The sequence below is a fragment of the Embleya scabrispora DSM 41855 genome (assembly GCF_000372745.1).
Taxonomy (GTDB): domain Bacteria; phylum Actinomycetota; class Actinomycetes; order Streptomycetales; family Streptomycetaceae; genus Embleya; species Embleya scabrispora.
Genome location: NZ_KB889692.1, coordinates 33047 through 55399, shown reverse-complemented (window position 1 = coordinate 55399; position 22353 = coordinate 33047). Strand labels below are relative to the sequence as shown.

Sequence of the window (22353 nt, the reverse complement as noted above, 5' to 3'; positions counted from 1 at the left end):
ATCGTGAGGAGATGGCCTCCGATACGTTTCGAGCGTAAACCGAACCGGCCCTTCCGATGCTCGACGCCCATTCCCAACCGAATGGTCGCACGATTCCATATGGGCACTCCCCGACCGGCCCTTCCGGCACACCGGCGGGACGGGCCGGAGAGGTGGTCTGCGATGACGGTCGACGAACGAACGCCCCGAGCCGATCCGGCGGACGGCGTGTGCCCGATGGCCGGGCCGCACCAGGACTTCGCCGGCGCGGCCGCGCCGCCCTACGCGGACTACGTGCAACTGGACCGCCTGCTCTCCCTCCAGCGCACCCGCACCGACGTGCCCGCCGAGTTGTCCTTCCTGATCTCCTCCCAGGTGATGGAACTGCTGTTCGCCCTGTTGCGGCACGAATGGACGATCGCGGGCGAGCGGCTGGACGCGGACGACGTGCCCGGCGCGATCGGCACGCTGCGGCGCAGCACCCACGAGTTGGACGTGCTGGTGTCCACGTGGGACCTGCTGGCCACGCTCACCCCCGGCGAGTTCGGCGCGTTCCGCGAAGCGCTCGGCGAGGCGTCCGGCTTCCAGTCGCACCTGTACCGGCACCTGGAGTTCCTGCTCGGCATCAAGCGGGCGGGCGTGCTGCGGCCCTACGCCGGCTCCCCGAAGGTGCACGCCGAGTTGACCCGCTCGTTGCGTGCGCCGAGCCTGTACGACCACGCGCTGGGCGTGCTCGCCCACCGCGGTCTGTACACCGCGGGGCAGGACACGGACCCCGGCCGGCCCCACCTGCCGTGCGAGGCCGTCGAGCGGGCGTGGGCGCGCGCGTACACCGACGCGGTGCCCGACCTGGTCGAACTCGGCGAGGTGCTCACCGACATCTCCGAGCGCTGGACACGCTGGCGTGAGCGGCATCTGGCCGCCACACTGCGAGCGCTGGGAAATCGGCCGGGCACAGGTGGCTCGGCCGGAGCGTCTTGGTTGGAGCAGACCGTACGCGTGCGCGTTTTTCCCGAGTTGTGGACCATGCGCACCTTGGTCGAACCATCGAAGGTCTGAGTTCATCGAAAGATGGGTGAAGCATGTCCGATTCCTTGTCGAACACGGTCACTGACGATTCGTCAGGCCAATTCCCGACCGGTCGCCTCGCGGCCGATCGGGCCACCGAAGCCGCGAAGCTGGATGCCGCCGACCCGCTGGCGCACGTGCGCGAGCGATTCCTGCTGCCGGCCGGCGTGATCTACCTCGACGGCAATTCGCTCGGCGCGCTGCCGGCCGCCGTGCCCGAGGCGCTGAACGACGCGGTGCACCGCCAGTGGGGCACCGACCTGATCCGTTCGTGGAACGCCAACGACTGGTGGGGCGCGCCCGCCCGGATCGGTGACCGGATCGGCGCGTTGATCGGCGCCGCGCCCGGTCGGGTGGTGTGCGGCGACTCGACGTCGGTGCAGATCTTCAATGCCGTAGCCGGTGCGTTGCGGCTGCGTCCGGGCCGGAGCGTGGTGCTGGCCGACCCGGACAGCTTCCCCACCGACCTCTACCTGGCCGACTCGATCGCGAAGCTGCTCGGCGCCGAGGTGCGCCGCGTCCCGGTCGGCGAGGTCGAGGAGGTACTGCGCGCGGACGGCGCGGCGATCGCGGTGATCGCGTACAACCACGTCGACTACCGCAGCGGCGAACTGCGCGACCTGCCCGGCCTGACCGCCGCCGCGCACGCCGCCGGCGCGCTGGCGCTGTGGGACGTGTGCCACTCGGCCGGCGCCTTCCCGATCGACCTGGACGCGCACGACGTCGACCTCGCCGTCGGCTGCGGCTACAAGTACCTCTCCGGCGGACCCGGCGCACCGGCGTTCGTCTACGTGGCCGAGCGGCACATCGCCGACTTCGCGCCCGCGCTGACCGGCTGGCACGGGCACGCGAACCCGTTCGGGATGGAGGCCGGCTACACGCCCGCGCCGGGCATCGAGCGGGCCCGGATCGGCACCCCGCCGCTGTTGTCGATGCTCGCGCTCGAAGCAGCGCTGGGCGCCTACGAGGGCGTGTCGATGACGGACGTACGGGCCAAGGGCCTGGCGCTGACCGACCTGTTCATCGCGTGTGTCACCGATCTGGGCCTGCAGACGCTGACCCCGCTCGAACACGCCCGGCGCGGCAGCCAGGTCGCGGTGTGCCACCCGGAGCCGCACGCGGTGATGGCGGCGCTGATCGATCGGGGTGTGATCGGCGACGTCCGACCGCCGGACGTGCTGCGCTTCGGCTTCAACCCGCTCTACGTCGGCTACGCCGATGTGGTCGAGTCCGTGCGCATCCTCGGCGACATTTTGGAGACGGGCGCGTACCGGGACGCGCGCTACGCCGTTCGGGCGACGGTGACGTGACGCGGGTCACCACTGGGGGATCACCTCCGACCCGGCGGGGACCGGGTGGTTAGGCTCGACTCGTGAGTTTGGGTGCGCGGTCACACGGATCCGGTAACGCCTCGGCTGCGGCCGTATGGCGCAAGCCTTCGAGGGCAGGGATCCGGGCATGCCGACCACCCGAGACGACCGTCGCGCCGAACGGCCCGGCCGCACCCGCTGGACGGACGCCGTGAACACCTCGACGACAGGCGCACGCACGACCGACGGCAACGCCGATTGGGAGGGCGTGCGCCTGCACGTGGTCAGCGGCAAGGGCGGCACCGGCAAGACCACCGTGGCCGCCGCACTGGCGTTGGCGCTGGCCTCGGGTGGGCGGCGCACCCTGCTGGTCGAGGTGGAGGGGCGCCAGGGCATCGCGCAACTCTTCGACTGCCCGCATCTGCCCTACGAGGACCGCAAGATCGCGGTCGCCCCGGGCGGCGGCGAGGTGTACGCGCTCGCGATCGACCCGGAAGAGGCGCTGCTCGAATATCTCGACATGTTCTACCACCTGGGCCGGGCCGGAAAGGGCCTGAAGAAGCTCGGGGCGATCGACTTCGCGACCACCATCGCGCCGGGCCTGCGCGACGTGTTGTTGACCGGCAAGGCGTGCGAGTCGGCCCGCCGCCGCACACACGGGCGGTTCGCCTACGACGCGGTGGTGATGGACGCGCCGCCCACCGGCCGGATCGCGCGCTTCCTCAACGTCAACACCGAGGTGGCCGGGCTGGCCAAATTCGGCCCGATCCACACCCAGGCCGAGGCGGTGATGGGGGTGATCCGCTCGCCGCAGACCGCGGTCCACCTGGTCACCCTGCTGGAGGAGATGCCGGTCCAGGAAACCGTGGACGGCGTCACCGAATTGCGCCAGTCGGGCCTGCCCGCCGGCGGCGTGGTGATCAACATGGCCCGGCCGCCGCTCCAGGCCGAGGACGAGAGCGACACCGGACAGCGGCTGACCCCCGAGCTGCTGGAGGCGGGGCTGGTCGCCGGCGGCATCAAGCCCACCCGGCCGCTGATCTCCTCGCTGCTGGCCGAGGCCGACGAGCACGCGAGCCGGATCGAGTTGGAGAGCACGGGCCGTGCCCTGGTCCGCGGCCTGGACCTGCCGGTCTACGAACTGCCGCTGTTGGCCGACGGGATGGACCTGGGCGGTCTGTACCGTCTCGCCGAAGCGCTGCGCGAGCAGGGGATGGCATGAACAGGCTGGAGATCGACGAGCTGATCGACGACCCGGGCACCCGCATCCTGGTGTGCTGCGGCTCCGGCGGCGTCGGCAAGACCACCACGGCCGCGGCGCTGGGGCTGCGCGCGGCCGAACGCGGTCGGAACGTGGTGGTGTTGACCATCGACCCCGCGCGCCGGCTCGCCCAGTCGATGGGCCTGACCGAGTTGGACAACACGCCCCGCCGGGTCGTCGACGTCGACGAGACCAAGGGCGGCAGCCTGCACGCGATGATGCTCGACATGAAGCGCACGTTCGACGAGATCGTCGAACAGCACGCCGATCCCGAGCGCGCGCAGCAGATCCTGGACAACCCGTTCTACCAGTCGTTGTCCTCCAGCTTCGCCGGCACGCAGGAATACATGGCGATGGAGAAGCTGGGCCAGTTGCACGCGACCGGCGAGTGGGACCTGATCGTGGTGGACACCCCGCCGAGCCGGTCCGCGCTCGACTTCCTCGACGCCCCCCAGCGCTTGGGCTCGTTCCTGGACGGCCGGCTGATCCGCATACTCTCGGCTCCCGCCAAGGTCGGCGGGCGCGGCGCGCTCAAGTTCCTGTCCGCGGGCATGGGACTGATGACCGGCGCGCTGAGCAAGGTGGTCGGCACCCATCTGCTGACCGACATCCAGACCTTCGTGGCCGCGCTCGACACCACGTTCGGCGGCTTCCGCAAGCGTGCCGACGCGACCTACAAGCTGCTCCAGGCACGAGGCACCTCGTTCCTGGTGGTCGCCGCACCGGAGAAGGACGCGCTGCGTGAGGCCGCGTACTTCGTCGACCGACTGGGCACCGAGCGCATGCCGCTGGCCGGCCTGGTGCTCAACCGCGTGCACGCCACCCGGGCGGGCCGTCTGTCCGCGGAGCGCAGCCTGGCCGCGGCCGAGGCGCTGACCGAACAGGCCGAATCGGCCGAGGAGGCCGGCGGTGAGCCGGACGGGTCCGCGTCGCGTCCCGCCGACCTGCGCCTGGTCGCGGGGCTGCTCACGCTGCACGCCGAGCGGCTGCGGGTAATCGACCGGGAGGAGCGGATGCGTACCCGCTTCACTTCGATCCACCCCGAGGTGTGGGTGGCCGAGGTCCCGGCGTTGCCCGGTGACGTGCACGACCTGGACGGGCTGCGGGTGATCGGCGAAAGCCTGGGCACGGGCTGACCGCGCGGTTCGACCGCGAGCCGCCGATCGGCGGGACGCGTTCGCACCCGCTCGACGGCGAGCCGCCGGCAGCGGATCCGCCGCCGCCCCGCCGGGACCCGGGCCTGACTCCCGGCCCCGACGGGTGGTGACATTCGTACGCGGTGGCGTTCGGCTGCCGACACGTGTTCAGCGCGCAGCGTGCTCAGCCGGCGACCCGAAACTCCTCGTCTCCGTGGATGTCGCGCTCGTACTCCTCGCGCGCGGTCTCCAGCAGCCGACGCCACGAGGTGATCATCGGCCGGCGGCGCAGCAGCGCGCGCCGCTCCCGCTCGGTCATGCCGCCCCAGACGCCGAACTCCACTCGGTTGTCCAGCGCGTCCGCCAGGCACTCGGTGCGGACCGGACACCCGGTGCACACTGCCTTGGCGCGATTCTGCGCCGCCCCCTGCACGAACAGCTCATCCGGATCGGTACTCCGGCAGGCGGCCTGCGTGCTCCAGTCGGTAACCCAGCTCATGCTGGTGCCGTCCTCTCCCGATTTTCGAGGCTCCCCCAACGGCGGCGACGGGAATTCCCGACGCCAAGCAGGACGGTACGAAACCCTGGGCACGCGCAACAGCCCCTGCGCGGGCAGTCATCGATGGCCCGGAAGGACTATGCGCAAATATGGACCCACCCGTCCGGGTGAATGCTCTTGCGTTTCCGGTCACGGCTTCACTCAGAAGGAGGCACGTCGACGGCACGATGCTCGGCGGTGGGACCTGGTACCCGGCCATATTCACTCTAAAGAGTGAAATGCCTACTGATACGGATCCCCCGGCTGCTCCGCCAGCTTAAGCGAAGTCCCTTCACCGCGTAGGGTGTTTGGCCACGTAGGCTGTCGCCCATGGCCCGAACTTCCTCCGGCTCGGCCCGCCCGAAACGCGGCTCGACCCGTCCACGATCCCCACTGGGCTTCGTGGGCCGGTTCGCCGCCTTCGTGGGTGCGAGCATCCTCGCCGGTGCCCTGGTCGCGGGAATCGCGCTGCCGTTCGTGGGTGGCTTCGGCCTGACCGCGAAGGCGGCGTCGGAAAACTTCGACGACCTGCCCGGGGACCTGGATCAACCGTTCCTGTCGCAGCCGTCGTACATCCTCGACTCCGAGGGCAACCAGCTCGCGATGGTCTACGACCGGTATCGCATCCTGGTGAACTTCGACCAGATCTCACCGATCATGCGTCAGGCGATCGTGGCGATCGAGGACTCGCGCTTCTACGAGCACGGTCCGATCGACCTCAAGGGCACCCTGCGCGCCCTGATGCGCAATCAGCAGTCGGGTGGCGCCGGATCCAAGCAGGGCGGGTCCAGCCTCACCCAGCAGTACGTGAAGAACATCTTCGTGGAGGAGGCCGGCAACGACCCGGCCAAGGTGGCCAAGGCACAGGCCCAGGAGATCTCCCGCAAGATCAAGGAACTGAAGTACGCGATCGGCCTGGAACAGCGGCTGTCCAAGGACGAGATCCTGACCAGGTATCTCAACATCACCTTCTTCGGCCGCCAGGCGTACGGCGTGGAAGCCGCGTCGCAGCGCTACTTCAGCAAGCACGCCAAGGATCTGACCCTGACCGAGTCGGCCACGCTGGCCGGCGTCGTGCAGGCTCCCTCGGCGTTCGACCCGATCGGCTATCCGAAGGCCGCCCGGGAACGCCGCAACATCGTGTTGCAGCGCATGGTCGAGGTGAACGTCATCTCGCAGGTCGAGGCCGACGCGGCCAAGGCCACCGAACTGAACCTGAAGACCCAGCCACTGCCCAACGGTTGCATCACCGCCGACCAGATCGACGGTGCCGCGTTCTTCTGTGACTACGTCGAACGGGTGGTCAAGAACGACTCGGTGTTCGGCGCGAATCGGGAGGAACGCGACAAGTTGTGGCGTGAGGGTGGTCTGCGGATCACCACCACGTTGGACCGAAAGGCCCAGAAGGCGGCCTACACCGCCGCGACCAAGGGCGTACTCCAAAAGGACCCGGTCGCCGACGCGGTCGTGATGGTCGAGCCGGGCTCCGGCAGGATCAAGGCGATGGCGCAGAGCCGGCCATACGGCTTCGGCGACTACGAGACCACGCTCAACTACTCGGTCGACCACTCCATGGGCGGCTCGACGTACGGCTTCCAGACCGGGTCGACGTTCAAGCCGATAACCGCCGCGGCGGCGCTGGAGAACGGGATGAAGGTCGACCAGGAGTATTCGACCGAGGCCCAGATGGACATGCGGAAGGAGAAGTTCCGCACGTGTGACAAGCCGACCTCACCGGACCCGTCCTTCAAGGTGAACAACGAGAGCACGAGCGAGGTCGGCACCTGGAACATGCAGACGGCGCTGGAGAAGTCGATCAACACCTACTTCGTCCTGTTGTCCAAGGACGTGGGACTGTGTCCGATCGCGACGCTGGCGGATCAGCTCGGAGTGCACTCGGGCGACGGCAAGGCGCTCCAGCAGGTGGGCAGCATGACGCTCGGCTCCAACACGGTGGCGCCGATGAACATGGCCGCCGCGTACGCGGCGTTCGCCAGTCGCGGCGTCTACTGCGCGCCGGTCGCGGTCACCGAGGTGACCAAGCTCGACGGCACCAAGTTGCCCGTCCCCCAGGCGGGCTGCAAGCAGGTGATGAAGCAGAGCACCGCGGACACGATAAACGCCCTGCTCGAAGGTGTGGTCGAGGACGGCACCGGCACCCAGGCCGGCCTCAAGGATCGCGACAACGCGGGCAAGACCGGCACCACCGACAACCGCAAGGCCGCCTGGTTCGTCGGCTACACGCCGAACATGTCCACGGCGGTGTGGGTCGGCGGCGCCAAGGACGACGTCAAGATGTTCGACATCACCATCGCCGGCGTCACGCACGACAAGGTCTACGGCGGGCAGGTACCGGGGCCGATCTGGAAGAGCGCCATGAACGGCGCGCTCAAGGGTGTGGACTCGCCGAAGTTCGTCGACCCGCCCTCGGGCACGATCCCGTCGAAGCCGGACCCGAACAAGAAGCCGACGGACGGCAAGCCGCGGGACCGGGATCAGAACCGGCCGCCCACGGGCGGCACCAACACCCGACCGCCGTGGACTCTGCCGACCGTGCCGACGAACACGACGCCGCCCGGTGGGGGCGGCAACACCAAGCCGCCGCAGACTTCACGACCGCCGGGCCATTCGTGGCCGCCGCCGATCGGGGGCGGGCCGGGGGATGGTGGGTTCGGTGGGTTCGGTGACGACGGCTGACCACCGGTGACGGGTGGTGGGGCCGGGTCGACCGGGGCTTGTGGTGAACGCTGATGGCGGTGCTCCCCTGTTGTTTGGGGGGCACCGCCATCGGCGTTGTGGGTGTTGGCCGGGTCGGCCGGGACGGCCGATGTGGGCCGGTAGCCGGCCGCGATGGCCCGAGGTGGGCGGCCGGCGTCGGGCCGGGGTCGCGCCGGTGGTGGGTCGGGGCCGGGTGTGCCGACGTTGGGTCAGACGCCCAGCTGGCTCTTGATCTCGGCGGCGATCCGGCCACCCTCGGCCTTGTCGCCGACCTTGGGCCGGACCACCTTCATCACCTGGCCCATCGCCTGCGGACCGCTCGCCCCGGTCTGCGCGATGGCGTCCGCGACGATCACCTTGAGCTCGTCGTCGGACAGCTGCGCCGGCAGGTAGGCCGCGAGGACCTCGCCCTCGGCACGCTCGCGCGCGGCGGACTCGGTCCGGCCGCCGTTCTCGAAGGCTTCGGCGGCCTCCCGGCGCTTCTTCGCCTCGCGCACGATGACCTTGAGGACCTCGTCGTCGGACAGCTCGCGGGCGGTCTTGCCCGCGACCTCCTCATTGGTGATCGCGGTCAGGGTGAGGCGCAGCGTCGAGGAGACCAGTTCGTCACGGGACCGGATGGCCTCGGTGAGGTCGCTCTGCAAACGGCTCTTGAAGGGGCTCATGGGATCAAGTGTCGCAGCCGAGGTCGGCCGGGCCGTACCCAATTACCCGGGCCGGGCACGGTCGGGACGCGTCCGGACCTCGGTGTGGTCGGGTGTCGCGCGTTTGATTCGCACGGGAGCGGGGGGTTACCGAGGGGCGCAGACCCGCAGTGCGAGGTCGATCCGACGTCGATCGTCCGCCGTGTGAGGTCGGCTGGGATCGGCTGCGAAGTCGGCGGCTGCGAGGTCGGCTCGATCATCCGTCCCGTCGCCCCGCGGGGTCGTGTACGACGTCGAGACTGCCGACGACCGGCCGGCTCTGCCAGCATGGAGGGATGCGACCGCGTTCAGCCTTCCCCCTAGCCGTTGCCGTCACCGGGGCCGCCTGCCTCACCTATGCGGCGGCCTACGAAGCTCGTTCGTTCCGCCTGCGCCGGGTCGAGGTGCCGGTATTGCCACGCGGGACGCAGCCGGTGCGGATCCTGCAGGTGTCCGACATCCACATGGTCTCCGGCCAGCGCCGCAAACAGGAGTGGCTGCGTCGGCTCGACGCGCTGCACCCGGACTTCGTGCTGAACACCGGCGACAACCTCTCGGATCCGGACGCCGTACCCGAGACGCTGGACGCGCTCGGCCCGCTGCTCGGCCGGCCCGGAGCGTACGTATTCGGGTCCAACGACTACTACGGCCCTCGCCCCAAGGACCCCACCGGCTACCTCCGCCGTGACGACGGCACCCGCCGGCTCGGCCGCGAGAACCCGTGGACCGACCTGCGCGACGGCTTCGACACGGCGGGCTGGGAAAACCTCAACAACGCGCGCGGCCGGCTCAAGGTGGACGGCCTGGAGATCGAACTGGTCGGCCTGGACGACCCGCACATCGACCGGGACCGCTACGAACAGGTCGCCGGCGGCCCCGACCCGGCCGCGGACATCTCACTCGCCGTCGTCCACGCCCCGTACCTGCGCGCCCTCGACGCCTTCACCGCCGAGGGCTACCCCCTCGTGATCGCCGGCCACACCCACGGCGGCCAGGTGTGCGTCCCCTTCTACGGCGCGCTGACCACGAACTGCGACCTCGACCGCAAGCGCGCCAAGGGCCTGTCCACGCACACCTCCGCGGACCGCGAGGCCTACCTCCACGTCTCCGCTGGCTGCGGCACCTCCCGCTACGCCAGATTCCGCTTCGCCTGCCCTCCCGAAGCCACCCTCCTCACCCTGACCCCCCGTCAATCCACCGCCGGCACCCCCGCCCCCACCCCCCGCTAAACCGGATTTCGCCTCAGGCCCCCGAACCGCTAAGCTGAACGCGCAGCATCGGGGTGTGGCGCAGCTTGGTAGCGCGCTTCGTTCGGGACGAAGAGGCCGTGGGTTCAAATCCCGCCACCCCGACCCAGGTCAGAGGCCCTATCGGATGATTCCGATGGGGCCTCTGGCGTTGCGTACAGCAGCAAACTACAGCAACCGCCTCGGCCACCACGGACCTTCCTCAACCGATGCCCAGGTCCCGCGAACTTGACCTGATTCGGCAGATCAGGCGTGTGGCATCGAACGTCCCTCCTCGGGGCGGCCCTGCCCTGCCCTCACTTCTGGCGCCCAAGGGCTCAAGGTGGGCGAGGGGGCCGCCCGTTCAGGGCATCCGTAGAGGACGATTGCACGTCGGGTCACCCCAGGCATTGGTCACTCCTTCGAGCACCGAGGGCGTCGTTGAACAGCAGCCCCGAGTTCTCAAAACGGACCGCAGGCAACCACGACCCGATGTCGAGCAAGACCCTAAATACGCCACACAAACCAGCCCGGATGGATGGCGCAAGCAGGCCCTGAGCGACTGCCCGAAACCCCCGTATCAGGACGAATGGGCAGATCTGCAGGCCGTTGCCCTGCATTGACCGGAGCCTCGGACACTTCAGCATCACCTCCTCACACATGACCAAATCGACTCTTTCCGTATCGTGTTCACATCCGTACAGTGAGTCACTCATGTGTCTCGGTCGGGTGTGCTCCACTGCGTGCCCCGGACCGGGAACGTAAAGGGGGGAGCAGTACACATGGATGCACTGGCATTTCCGGTACTCGCCGGAACGATGCTGAGTGAGGCAGTCAGGTTTCTCTTCGATCGCGCGAACGCGGTGCTCGATAGGCGAGCCGGACGAGTACCGATCGACGAGCCGGAGCGCTTGGCGGGGCAAGCAGAGGCACTGCAGGTGCGGCCCACCGAACTCACCGATGGCCGCGTCGAGCGGATCACGCAGGCTCAGGGGGCGCTCCGCGTCTACATGTCGCGCCCGGGTCTGCTGCACAGCGACGATGAGGAACTTCGCGATCTCCTTGGTCGTCTGCGGCGAGACTTGGAAGAGGTGTACGGCTGCACGTTGCCCGTCGGGGAGGAGGAGCGCCCGCAGCCGAGCGCGACGGTGTCCCAGCACTCCAACACGAATTCAGGCAAGCAGATCGCCGTGCTCGCGCAACGCATCACTGGAACAGGCCAAGCTCGGGTTGTGCAGAGCACCAACACAAACGAGGCAGGGGCTGAACTGATCGGCGTACAAATCGAAGGGTCAATCGGTTGAGGATGACGACACCACGATGACCTTCGAAACCGACAGCGCGCCGACCGATGATCACGAGCACGGCCACCGTGCACACCAAGACGCCGAGCAACCGTCACCGATTGCGGCCAACAGTGCAACGTTCCCGACATCGAATGACCCTGCGATCGGGGCCCTGCCACAGAAGGACTCAGCACGAACCTCGTCCTCCCCCGCAGATGAGCCCGACCCCTGGGCTCACGAAACACCTGCGAGGTCCAGTAACGGCCCCATCGCCGCAGTCGGTCCCATAGCACCGACGCGTGTGGAAGACGCCGGTGAAGCATCACCAGCCGAGGCGCAAACCGCAGATCTCACAGCCAACAGCAAATTCGCGTATGGCAGCAAAGGAACCGGGCACGACGTCCCTTGGAGCACGGGGCCGAAAACACTCGAGCACTCGGAGCCGCAGCATCAGGCCCCTGACCGCGGCGAGGGGCCGTCTGTGGCGCAGCCCGAGTGGGAGTACTACTACGCCCCACACGCACATGACGCGGGTCCGCCAACCGTCCGGCCCGCCACCGGTAACGACGTGCCCGCTGCCGACGCCCCCAACTCCAATGACGCTGACCCCGCCCCCTCGATCCATTCGAGTGCGGTGCTACGGCGACACACGCCAGACCCAGGCACTGTGGAGGAGGTCCGCCATGCGACCCTCCTCCAAGGGGCACTGATCAATAACGGCGAAATGATCGCCGTGAAGAACGTATACGAGCAGACACTCGACACCCACGCCCCGATTACAGCCGAATACCTGGACGTCGTAAGCAAGGTCTACGCCGAGCTGCACACAAGAAAGAACAGAAACCAGAGCGGCGAAGAAGTCGAACAAAGTACCTTTGGCGATGCCTGCTCGTTACTGCGACCCAGCGGATCTATCCTCGTACTCAATCGACCACCGGGCACAAGTCGAATGATCACCGCCCATGCCTTGCTGGCACATCTTTTGGATGCCGGGGTCATCAAGGAAGCCTGGCCCCTCTCGTTCGGAGGATCGCAGTACTTTCCCGTCAAACGGCTCCCCCGTGAGCGCCAGCGGGGCTACGTGCTCGAACTTCCGCCCGACGAAGTGGGATTCGCAATCAGCGAAACATTCGGCGCAACCCTGGTCTCCATCCAAGAAAATCTCACGCAGCGCGACAGTCGACTCGTCGTGATCACGACGCCCGACCAGTGGCGGCGCATCGGCCGCGGTGCTCCGAACGGTGTGGCACCTGATCTTGGTGAAGCACGGCCGACGGACATTGCCGCCCGATGGCTGAAGGCAGAGGACCCCAATTTCCCGGTGGACGAATGGCTCAACCTCTCGAAGATTGAGGCTCTTCTGAGAGAACAGAGCCCTACCGAAGTGCTGGGCATCGTCGAGCTCATGCGTGAGGCCCGCCGAACTGCCGTGCGAGCCATCGCTGAAGCAGCGTCGGGTCTCGTGGAACTACAACGGCGTGGCACCGAGGCGGAAGCGAACACAAGCGTGGCTGTCGCGGAACAGGCCGACAGTGTCGTTGCTGCTCGCAGCAACTGGGAGAACGAGCTGTACGAGTGGCACGAAGAGCCTGGGCGCACCAGCTTCCAGCGAAATTTCCTGGTAGCTGCTTCCGTACTTCGTGGCGCCTCTGTGGGCCACGTCTATGCCAAAGCTGCAGATTTGAGCAAGCAGATCGAGAAGGACGAGGTCCCGGTCACCGGCCAACAGGCGCCCGGCGTCATCTCCATGAGCCGTGCTATCAAAGCTGTTCGCACGAGCGACGGGATACTCACCTTTACACGCCCACATTGGGACGACGCCGCCCTTGAGTACTTCTGGACTGACCGGCCCCTCGCCCGCGTTCCTTTCCTGCAATGGTTGGCACAGGCACCACTGGACGAACCGAAAGCGGCACTGGAAAGCGTCGAGCGGCAAGATCGACGCGCGCTCGCAGAACGGATCGGCATGTTCGCCGTCCGTTGGGCAGTCCGGCAGCGCCGCCAAGAACCCCTGGAAGAAATCGTCCGAGCGTGGCACGAGCAGGCCACCAAGGGGTTGTGGCCGCTCGCGGTCGATCTGGTGGATAGCGCTGCCGTCCATCCGGCCAGTGCCTCCTACGTCCAGAGCATGTTGCTGTCTTGGGCGACCCGCAAGGAAGCCGCCCTCCAGTTGGTCGTCGTCTTGGTATGCACGGGCAAGTTCGGTCGTATGCACACCGGTAAGGCCTTGCGGCGATTGCGTCATGCCGCACAGTCGGACTATCCGGAAGTAGCAACCGCCCTGCAGGGCGCTGTGCGCACCCTGTGGAAAGATGACTCGGTGCGGGAAATGCTCTTCTCGTCCATCGTCGAGTGGTGTGGCGCCGAGAAGACCAGAAACACCGTCGGATGCCGAACCTTCGCTGCGTTGGCGGCAACCGCGTGGCCTGAAAGCAACGACGTACCGATGATTCTTGACCGAGCGGACGCCAACGGAGACGAGTCTTTCAGGCCGCCGGAGGCTGGTCTGGTCACGTGCTGGCGAACGTTGCTTGCCCAAGGGACAGGGCCCACCGGCTCTCAGGAGACAGAAACCGCCGTCTTCCTATGGCTGGACGCCGCTCTGCGACGTCCGCGCCTCATGGAGTTGGTGCTTACCGTCTTGCGGAAGGCTGTGGACGTGAGGGGCACGGCAGAGGGACGCGCGTTACGCGAAACTCTGCGGAGCTACGCACACGGCTGGGTTCATAGCACGGGACGTCCCCTCTCTGCCGATCGTGAGGCATTGCGACGAGAATTGGGGGCCCGCCTTGACGAGGACTTGTACGCGGCAGTGGAGCGTCGGGAGATGTCGGTCAAGATCGACTCCAACACCGAGGAATCCGGGGACGCGTGAGGCAATTCATGCCCTGGGTACGCCGCTCGGCCTCGGTTGAGGAGTCCCCCCAGCCGGTCTCGTGGACCTTCGCGTTCACCGACCGACCGGCCAGCAGCGACCCGACACTACGGTTCACCGTTCAGGTAGAAGTGACATGGCGGCACATATGCGATGCCACCACAGCCGACCCACACGCAGCAGCCCGTCTCGTCCGGGAGGTTGTGGACGACGCAGCAATCACTTGTGACGTACTACGCCCGGACGCTGCCAATCACGACGTCACAGCAGCATTGCAGGCCGCACTTCCTATCCGCCAGAACGGCATAGAGGTGCTGGAGAGCCGCATCCAGCTCCTCGTCGACGAGTCAACGAAGGAAGCGGCACTCTTGGCGGAGCGAATCCGCCAGGGGTGCGCGCGCGAGGAGACACGGCAACGCCAAGAACACGAACGTGAAGAAACCCAGCTACGCCTGCAGCGGGCACGTGAAGAGTCCCAAAGGCGTCACGAGTACGCGCGTGAGGAGGACAGGCTTCGCCGGGAGTACGAACTTGATGCACTGGCCCGCAGACAGGTTCGAGCTCGCGCGGAATTCCTCAACAGCGAGATCCTTGCCAACCCGGCCTCCGCGCGCCTCTACACGCTGCTCGAACGCTCTGCAGAGCATTGGCCGCGGCTCGGCGGGCTCCCTGCCGCGACCGACCTGACGAATCTGGTACGAGAAGTACAGCAGTGGCAGCCACATGCTCGTTGGGTAGTAGTTGCCCAATTACTGCACGACTTTGTGGTTGGCCTTTCAGAAGATGGCCGAACGGAGTTCCTGACCATCCTTGCGAGGGCCGTCCATGTGTACGGCGACGAGGAACGTGCCCAAGAACTCTTCAAAGCCGCAGAGGAACAGGTGTGAAATCAACGTCTCGGCGATAGCCGCTTGAGCTTCCCCCTTATGTCCAGGTCCGAGGCCCGAGCGGGAAAGCGCGATCGGGCCTCGGAGGTTGAGGAGGGTGCCGCAGGTCTTGCGGGTGTCGTGGACGCGGATGAGCCATACGCCGGCCTACTCGCAGCGGAACTTGAAGCGTCGGTTGAAGTTGCGCGGTTCGATGGGCGTTCCGCACTTCGTGGTGAAGCCGAGGTCGGACTCGGTCCACAGCTCGCGAGCAGCGAGCGTATGGGCGTCGCGGCTCTTCTGACGCAGCACCAGGACTGTGCGGCACATGTCCGGCAGCGGGAGGACCGATTCCGAGGCGTCCGTCTGGACCTGGGATTGCAGGAGTCGGCGGCGCACCCGCTGGAGTTGCTGCTCGATGAGGACCACGCCTCGATCCAGCATGACGTCCGACCAGCGCGAGCCGAGCACTTCGCCCTTGCGCAGGCCAAGGACCAGGATCAACTTAGGCGCCGTACAGGGCAGTTCGACGGCTCGGCTCATGTTTGCCGGTCTCGGCGACACCCACTCATCAAGGCTGCGGCATTGCGACAAACGGGATCTGGTCACGGTGTACGCGCGCCGCCAAACCGAGCCGCACTTCCCTTCCGCCCCAGGCCGCGCAGCCACGAGCGACAGGAGCCTCACGACGACGCCGTCGCCCTTCCTGCACGCACGGATTCTGGCATGCGACGCGTACCTACGTTGTCAGATTGGCACCGACTCCCCCAACAGAGTCCGTCAGGCGGGCCAATGCTTCGGGGGCGACGCATTCGGATCGGTGACCTGGAGGCGATTGTGGCGCGAGGGATCAACAGCCGTCAACGACACCAGGCGCTGCCCATCTGCAGTTTCAAGCTCGGCGATCGCGTGCGGCAGCGCCGCACACACAGTGGCTATCGCGGTCCCGAGACCGACCAAGCCGCCGTGCTTGTTGTTCTGGCGGTACTGGATTCGGTGAAGCCCCGACTCCGCGATCGCCGCCACCTCCAGGGCGCGGCTCAACTGCTTCACATCATTGGTGATGATCGCGTGGAACCCCGCTGCCTTGGCCTTCGCATACAGCTCGATGTCCTTCGTGCCGACCCAACCGTCCAACTCGTGGACGTGTACAACCTGGTGCGCTGCCAGCAGGATGCGCACGATCTCGGCCATGGGCCTGGGGACGTTCTCATCCAGCAGCAGCTTCAAGCCCCGACCTGCCTGAAGCCGTCGTAGCTGTCTACGTAGTCACTGAAGTCAACTGCATCGCGCGCAGCTGCGGCAGTGACGCCCGGGTAGAAATCACCGATCCGGTCCGCAGGCACACCGTCCCGCACCAGAGCAGCTACCTCCGCCGCCGGAATGCGCGTGCCGTCGATGACTGGCTCGCCACCACGCACCGCGGCGTCTACCGCAACGTGGTCGCGCGGTCTCAGCAGATCCGGAATGTGCCGGCCGTCCTTGTAGAAAGGCGCGAGCACATCCACCAACTGGTGGATGACCAAGTTCCCGCCCCGGATCAGGTCAACTGCCTGTTCCTGTTCCACGAGGTAGATCGTGTCCGCGTCGGCGACCAGCGCGTAAGACGACAGATGCTCGCGTTCCCCCAGGTCACCGCGGAGCGTGTCCACCGCCCTGCGGATCTTCTGCAGCGACGTCTCCTTGCGGAGCTTCACGCAGGCCCGCAGCGCCACAACGTCACGGAAGGAGTACAGAATCGGGCGCGAGTCAGAGATCTCCGGTACCAAAAGCGCACCCTTCGTACCCGAAGCGTGCCGCCAGTGGGACAACTGCCGCAGCGTGGCACCGGACAGGGCCGCAGCGAGCTTGGACTCATACGACACCGCGCTCCTCCTATCCGTCCCACCGAACCACCGACGGTACTTCATTCTCATAGCCGGCACCGCTGACCAGTGAAGATACCCAGAGCACCCACAATCCAGCCGCCCCGGACCTCGGATCCAGTCCACGCTCGGAGACCCCAACCCAGCAAGGGTTGGACATCGCCACGAGCGGCGGTCGGAGAGGAAGCAACACGGCCGGGACGATGCGTGCAGCCGCAAGAGCCTGCCTCGTAGCAGTGCCGACGCGGGCCCTGCTGTACAGCAGCAAAGTACAGCAACCAGGCCCGCCAGCAGTGACCGTCAATGAACCTGGCACCACCTCTGACCTACGCATATGACTCCAGCAACCACCCTGCCTTGAATTCGGGACGAAGAGGCCGTGGGTTCAAATCCCGCCACCCCGACCAGCAGGTCAGAGGCCCTATCGGAGAAATCCGGTAGGGCCTCTGGTGCGTTGGCTACACGAAAATACGGTGCACGCTGGTCGCCGGCGGCATTCATCAACGGGCCGCCGACCGGGCCGGCTCTCGGGCCGGTCGGGTCGCGTCAGTTCTCATAGTTGTAGCGGCACTGTGCGATCAGGACGGTGTCCTCGGTGGCCTTGTAGATCAGTCGGTGCTCGTCGTTGATGCGGCGCGACCAATAACCCTGGAATCCGTGCTTGAGCGGTTCCGGTTTGCCGATCCCCTCATTGCCATTCCGGTAGATGTCCGTAATAAGTTTATTGATGCGCTTCAGGGTCCTGTGGTCCTGAAGCCGCCACCACAGGTAGTCCTCCCAGGCGCGGGAGGAGAACGTGATCTTCATGCGCCGGCCCTCATTCGTCGGGCGTCAGCTCACGCACGGTGCCGCCGCCGTTTTCCAACTCGTCGATGGACGCGAGCAGACGCCGGGCGTTCGCCGGGCTTCGCAACAGGTAGGCCGCCTTCTTCAGGGACTCGTAGTCCTCAAGGGAGACGATGACGACCGGGTCGTGTCCGGCTCGGGTGATGACAACCTCTTCGCGGTCGTCGTTGACGGAATTAAGCACCTCGGCTTTCCTGGTGCGGCCAAATGCTCGATCGACGCCGGGACCAGGCCGTCAGGGGTCGAGGAGGGCGCTCAGGACGATGGCGGGGTCGGCGTCGGGTGGGCCGGCGGGACACCAGGTGGTTCCGTCCTTGGTGTACGGGTACCACAGGCCGTCCCGACCCAGGCGTAGTTGGGCTGCTCGGCCCTCGACGGTCCAGCGGTTGCGCCAGGAGCGGAGTCGGGGTGGCTTGCCGTCGGGCCAGTCCGCCCGCAGCGCCTCACGGTCGCGCTCCAGGCGGGCAACGGGTGGCGTCCAGTCGTTCTCCAGGACGTCCAGGGATGCCGCGCCCCCGTGCCGCCACGCGTGGGTGGCGGCGGCGAGTTCGCCGGGTGTACAGCCGCAGTTCGAGCAGATCCGAGCGAGGACCTCCGGCGTTGGGTGGGCTGCCGCGAAGCGGACGGCATCCTGCCATTCGGTGAGCGGGAGAGGCGGGATGCTGTCCGCGTGCCGCTCGCCGAGGGCTGCGGCCAGCAGGTGACGGGCACGCGTCGCGGCGTCGGCGGCGAGCAGTTCGAGCGCGGCGGGGTCCACACCGGGCTCCGGGACCGCCGAGTCCACCAGTGTGGGGCCTCGACCGGGCCGATCGGGCAACGGCGGCGGCGGCAGGGGCGGCAGTTCGGTGCGGGAGGCGAAAGCGAGTCCGGCCGGATCGGCGGCCCGGGCCGGGGGTATGGCCCGGCCCGGGCTTACGGCGTCGGCCGCAGCTTCGGCCGCCGCGCGAGCGGTGTTGCGACGGCCGAGCTCGTCCATCAGCTCCCGCTCGCCGCGCCCCCGCAGGAGCAACAGCACGAAGGGGTCGCGGTCCAGCAGTCGGGCGACCTGATAGCACAGGGCGGCGGCGTGTTTGCAGGGGTAACCCCAGTCGGGGCAACTGCACTCGGGGTCGAGGTCGCGGGGACCGGGCAGCAGCGGGACGCCGGCGGCCGCGGCGTCGTCGGCGAGTCCGGCGGGCATCTCGCCGTCGAGGAGAGCGGCGATGTTGGCGGCCCGCTCGGCGATCATGTCGAGCAGTCGGTCCCACTGCCGGTCCGTCAGCTGCTCGACCCGAACCGTGGAGCGGTACGGGGTGCGGCGGCTACCGTGCACCGGGGCGGCGGCCATGCCGCGGGTGATGGTGACCCGGTCCACCGCGCCGCCGCGCGCGTAGGTCCGGCCGCGCTGGAGGCGCCCGGAGTCCAGGGAGGACTCCTCCAGGGCGCGCAGCCATTCGCGGCCCCACCAGGACTCGGCGAACGGCGCCCGACTGCCCTTGGCGGGCGGGAACGCCTCGAAGGTGCGGACGGCTTCCTGGTCCGACCCGGTACGCCTGGTCATCGTCCCGTCCTTCGCAGCGCGACCAGTTCGGCCAGTTCGTCGTCGCCGAGTTCGCTGAAGGCCGCCTCGCCCGAATCCAGCACCGAGTCGGCCAGTTCGCGCTTGTGCCGCAACATCTCCGCGACCCGGTCCTCCACGGTCCCCTCGGCGATCAGTTTGTGCACCTGTACCGGCTGGGTTTGTCCGATCCGATAGGCACGGTCGGTGGCTTGGTCCTCCACCGCCGGGTTCCACCAGCGGTCGTAGTGGATGACGTGTCCGGCCCGAGTCAGGTTCAGGCCGGTCCCGGCGGCTTTGAGGGACAGCAGGAACACCCTTTGCTCGCCGCGCTGAAAGGCGTCGACCATCTCCTCACGGCGCTTGACCGTGGTGCCTCCGTGCAGGAAGAGGGTGTCCACACCGCGATCCGCCAAGTGCCGCTCGATCAGCCGGCCCATGGCCACGTACTGGGTGAAAACCAGGGCAGATCCCTGCTCCGCCAGGACGGTGTCCAGGAGTTCGTCCAGGAGTTCCAGTTTCCCGGAGCGGCCCGGCAGCTTCGCGCCGGCCGGTTCCTTCAGGAACTGCGCGGGATGGTTGCAGACCTGCTTGAGACCGGTGAGCAGTTTCAGCACCAGACCACGTCGGGTGATGCCCTGTTTCCCCTCGATCTCGGCCATGAGTTCGCGTACCACTGCCTCGTACAGCGAGACCTGTTCCTTCGTCAGCGACACCGGCCGATCGGTCTCGGTCTTGGGTGGTAGTTCGGGCGCGATGCCGGGGTCGGCTTTGCGCCGGCGCAGCAGGAAGGGGCGAACGAGCGCGGCCAACCGCCTGGCGGCCTGCTCGTCGCGGTCGCCCTCGACGGCCCTGGCGTAGCGCTCGCGGAAGGAGGTGAGCGTGCCGAGCAAGCCGGGGGTGGTCCAGTCGAGCAGTGCCCACAGCTCGGACAGGTTGTTCTCGACCGGGGTGCCGGTCAGCGCGACCCGACCCCGCGAGGGGATCTCGCGCAGCGCCCGAGCGGTGTGCGCGTACGGGTTCTTGACGTGCTGCGCCTCGTCGGCGACGAGCAGGCCCCAGGGCTGGTTCGCCAGGCGTTCGGCGTCGCGGCGCATGGTCCCGTAGGTGGTCAGGACGAAGCCGCCCTCGGCTCCCGTGCCGAGCCCGTCCAGGTCGCGGCCGGGGCCGTGGAAGCGGCGTACCGGGGTGGCCGGTGCGAAGCGCCGGATCTCGCGCTCCCAGTTGCCGAGCAGGGAGGCGGGACAGACCACCAGGGTCGGGCCGGCGGTGGCCTTTCGTTCCTGGCGGCGCAGGTGGAGTGCGATGAGGGTGACGGTCTTGCCCAGGCCCATGTCGTCGGCGAGGCAGCCGCCGAGGCCGAGTGAGGTCATCCGGTGCAGCCAGTTCAGGCCGCGCAGTTGGTAGTCACGCAGGGTCGCGAGCAGAGCCTTCGGGGGTCCCTGAGGCTCGCGCGCGGCGCGGGCTTCGGGGTCGGCGATCCGGGACCGCAGCTCCTCCAGCGCACCGCTCGCGGTGACCGCCACCCGTTCGCCGTCCACCTCGACGCCGCCGGTCAGCGCGGCGCCCAGCGCGTCGATCGCGGTCAGCGACGGTGTCCCGGATTGCGCGGCCCGGCGCAGGCGGCGAACCAACTCCGGGTCCACGACCACCCACTGGTCGCGCAGCCGCACGATCGGCCGGTGCGCCTGGACCAGCCGTTCCACCTCCTCCTCGGTGAGTTCCCGGTCTCCGAGCGCGACCCGCCAGCGGAACTCCGACAGCCCGCCGGGGGACAGGAAGGACTCGGCCGAGGACCGCGTCCCCTTGCGGCGGGCGGGTTCCAGGACCCCGGCGGCGGTCAGCTCGCGGACCAGCTCCTTGGGCCAGTGCACGGCGACGCCGGCCGCGGCAAGGCTCTCGGCTGCCTCACCCAGCAACGCCCGGGCTTCCTCGTCGGACAGCTCCAGGCCGGTCGGGGCGGCTGTCTCCAGCAGCCGCGCGGCCGGGGGCCAGGCACGCGCGGCCCGGCGCAGCGTCAGCAATGTGTCCACTTGAGCCCGTGGGCCGAACAGTTCAGGGGCGAAGGCCCGGCCGGACCACAGGTCCGCGGCGTCGGCGAGCACGGTGGGATCGCTCAGGCTGCGTAGTTGGACCACGGCGCGGAAGGAGTCCGCCCGACCCAGTTCCAGCCGCAGCGACACCGCCAGACCGGCGTCGCGGCCGGCGGCGACCTCCGCCGCCCAGGCGCGCTGCCCGGGCACGGACTGCGGCGCTCGAACCGCGAACGCCGGTCCGCCGGCCACCTTGCGGGCGGCGGGAGGTCGCGTGAGGGAATCGGCCACGGCATCCAGAAAGGCCCGTAGCAACGGCTCGGCCGGCGGGAGGGCAAGTGGGGAAAGCCTCGGGACCGCGACCGCGCGGGCCTCGGGAGGCATGGCCGCGGCCAAGCCACCCAGCCGCTCATGGTCGTCGGCGTCCAGCGGGCCGACCCGCCACGCGTCGAAGCCCTCCGGTGACACCCCGGGCAGCACCCGGCCCCGGGCCAGCAGGTCCAGACCGTGCAGGGCCGCCGCACCCCAGAACGCGGTTCCGGCCGACACCCGCCCGCCGCCGTGCACACCGAGCGCCCGGCAGCGGGTCAGCAGCGGCAACGCCTGCTCCACCGGCAGCAGCACGGCGGCCACCCGGGCCCGGCTCACGGACGAGCCGCGCGGTCGCACCACGGTGAGTTCCTCGGGTTCCATCCCGAGGTCCGGCGGCTCGCCGCCGAACGTCCAGAACGCCACCCGGCCCGACCGGGGCGGGTCCGCGGGAAGAAACACCGCCTCGCCTGCGGCGAGTTCGGACAACAAAGCAAGCAGTCGCTCCCGGTCCGCAGTGGCCGCCCCGGACGCGGCCGGCCCGCCGGACTCGGCCAGGCGTACGCTCGCGAACTCCGCCGACGGGTAGATCTTCGCCACCACACCCACTCCACAGCTATGTCGGGACGGCGCGGAACCCGCGCGAACCCTCGGCAGGCCAAGGCTATCCACACAGGTGGACAGGACGTGTCAAATGCGGCTACCCCACTCGGCGCAGTGCGAGAAGATTGCGCCGTCAGCACCGCAGACAGCTTCAGCGCATTTTCGAGGCTGCCCCGCTCCGGTGCCGGAATCCGCCTCCGCTTCGAGGGAACCT

General features: G+C 68.2%; 17 protein-coding genes, 1 tRNA gene and 1 pseudogene. 10 read left to right on the top strand and 9 right to left on the bottom strand.

Annotated elements, in window-relative coordinates; all coding sequences use genetic code 11:
• Positions 1–162: 162 nt before the first annotated feature.
• The 4 genes from A3IC_RS0135885 to bagB all read left to right on the top strand — a co-directional run bounded on the left by A3IC_RS0135885 (position 163) and on the right by bagB (position 4754).
• Positions 163–1038: a tryptophan 2,3-dioxygenase gene (locus A3IC_RS0135885; RefSeq protein WP_020554914.1), complete on the top strand. Its 876-nt coding sequence runs from the start codon at positions 163–165 to the stop codon at positions 1036–1038.
• Positions 1039–1061: 23 nt separating this feature from the next.
• The gene (kynU, locus tag A3IC_RS0135880) at positions 1062–2357 is read left to right on the top strand and encodes a kynureninase (protein WP_020554913.1); all 1296 of its coding nucleotides are present in this window, start codon (positions 1062–1064) and stop codon (positions 2355–2357) included.
• Positions 2358–2505: 148 nt separating this feature from the next.
• The gene (bagA, locus tag A3IC_RS0135875) at positions 2506–3579 is read left to right on the top strand and encodes an ATPase BagA (protein ID WP_020554912.1); all 1074 of its coding nucleotides are present in this window, start codon (positions 2506–2508) and stop codon (positions 3577–3579) included.
• The gene (bagB, locus tag A3IC_RS0135870; protein WP_020554911.1) at positions 3576–4754 is read left to right on the top strand and encodes an ATPase BagB; all 1179 of its coding nucleotides are present in this window, start codon (positions 3576–3578) and stop codon (positions 4752–4754) included. The genes bagA and bagB overlap by 4 nt, the downstream gene beginning before the upstream one ends.
• Before the next feature lie 184 nt (positions 4755–4938).
• On the opposite strand, the gene A3IC_RS58440 is transcribed toward bagB, so the two are convergent.
• Positions 4939–5253, bottom strand: coding sequence for a WhiB family transcriptional regulator (locus A3IC_RS58440; RefSeq protein ID WP_020554910.1), 315 nt, complete (start codon positions 5251–5253; stop codon positions 4939–4941).
• A 369-nt stretch (positions 5254–5622) separates the two neighbouring features.
• Between A3IC_RS58440 and A3IC_RS0135860 the strand changes: the two genes are divergently transcribed.
• Entirely contained in the window at positions 5623–7989 is a 2367-nt protein-coding gene (locus A3IC_RS0135860; RefSeq protein WP_079026889.1) for a transglycosylase domain-containing protein, read from the top strand.
• 230 nt (positions 7990–8219) lie between these two features.
• On the opposite strand, the gene A3IC_RS0135855 is transcribed toward A3IC_RS0135860, so the two are convergent.
• Positions 8220–8675, bottom strand: a complete 456-nt coding sequence (locus A3IC_RS0135855; RefSeq protein ID WP_020554908.1) for a GatB/YqeY domain-containing protein — start codon at positions 8673–8675, stop codon at positions 8220–8222.
• Positions 8676–8989: 314 nt separating this feature from the next.
• Here A3IC_RS0135855 and A3IC_RS0135850 point away from each other — a divergent pair, with 314 nt between their 5' ends.
• The 5 genes from A3IC_RS0135850 to A3IC_RS69090 all read left to right on the top strand — a co-directional run bounded on the left by A3IC_RS0135850 (position 8990) and on the right by A3IC_RS69090 (position 14967).
• On the top strand, positions 8990–9922 hold the full coding sequence (locus tag A3IC_RS0135850) for a metallophosphoesterase (protein ID WP_026219125.1): 933 nt from the start codon (positions 8990–8992) through the stop codon (positions 9920–9922).
• A 49-nt stretch (positions 9923–9971) separates the two neighbouring features.
• A tRNA-Pro gene (locus tag A3IC_RS0135845) sits at positions 9972–10045 on the top strand.
• Positions 10046–10701: 656 nt separating this feature from the next.
• On the top strand, positions 10702–11223 hold the full coding sequence (locus tag A3IC_RS0135835) for a hypothetical protein (RefSeq protein ID WP_026219124.1): 522 nt from the start codon (positions 10702–10704) through the stop codon (positions 11221–11223).
• Positions 11224–11872: 649 nt separating this feature from the next.
• The gene (locus tag A3IC_RS63100; protein WP_205353586.1) at positions 11873–14080 is read left to right on the top strand and encodes a hypothetical protein; all 2208 of its coding nucleotides are present in this window, start codon (positions 11873–11875) and stop codon (positions 14078–14080) included.
• Positions 14081–14283: 203 nt separating this feature from the next.
• The gene (locus A3IC_RS69090; protein WP_158696219.1) at positions 14284–14967 is read left to right on the top strand and encodes a hypothetical protein; all 684 of its coding nucleotides are present in this window, start codon (positions 14284–14286) and stop codon (positions 14965–14967) included.
• A gap of 147 nt (positions 14968–15114) precedes the next feature.
• Here the strand turns inward: A3IC_RS69090 and A3IC_RS0135815 are convergent, their stop codons facing one another.
• The 7 genes and pseudogenes from A3IC_RS0135815 to A3IC_RS0135785 all read right to left on the bottom strand — a co-directional run bounded on the left by A3IC_RS0135815 (position 15115) and on the right by A3IC_RS0135785 (position 22145).
• The gene (locus A3IC_RS0135815; RefSeq protein WP_158696218.1) at positions 15115–15489 is read right to left on the bottom strand and encodes a site-specific integrase; all 375 of its coding nucleotides are present in this window, start codon (positions 15487–15489) and stop codon (positions 15115–15117) included.
• Between the two features lie 237 nt (positions 15490–15726).
• Positions 15727–16176 (bottom strand): DUF5615 family PIN-like protein, encoded by a 450-nt coding sequence (locus tag A3IC_RS0135810; protein ID WP_020554900.1) that lies wholly within the window; start codon positions 16174–16176, stop codon positions 15727–15729.
• The gene (locus A3IC_RS0135805; RefSeq protein ID WP_020554899.1) at positions 16173–16811 is read right to left on the bottom strand and encodes a DUF433 domain-containing protein; all 639 of its coding nucleotides are present in this window, start codon (positions 16809–16811) and stop codon (positions 16173–16175) included. Before A3IC_RS0135805 ends, A3IC_RS0135810 begins: the two co-directional genes overlap by 4 nt.
• 546 nt (positions 16812–17357) lie before the next feature.
• Positions 17358–17618: a Txe/YoeB family addiction module toxin gene (locus tag A3IC_RS0135800; protein ID WP_020554898.1), complete on the bottom strand. Its 261-nt coding sequence runs from the start codon at positions 17616–17618 to the stop codon at positions 17358–17360.
• Positions 17619–17628: 10 nt separating this feature from the next.
• A pseudogene (locus A3IC_RS58430) lies at positions 17629–17859 on the bottom strand (type II toxin-antitoxin system Phd/YefM family antitoxin); the annotation flags it as partial.
• A gap of 33 nt (positions 17860–17892) precedes the next feature.
• A complete protein-coding gene (locus A3IC_RS0135790) occupies positions 17893–19197 on the bottom strand; it encodes an SWIM zinc finger family protein (RefSeq protein WP_020554896.1) in 1305 nt (434 codons plus the stop codon).
• Positions 19194–22145, bottom strand: coding sequence for a DEAD/DEAH box helicase (locus A3IC_RS0135785; protein WP_020554895.1), 2952 nt, complete (start codon positions 22143–22145; stop codon positions 19194–19196). The genes A3IC_RS0135790 and A3IC_RS0135785 overlap by 4 nt, the downstream gene beginning before the upstream one ends.
• Positions 22146–22353: the final 208 nt, after the last annotated feature.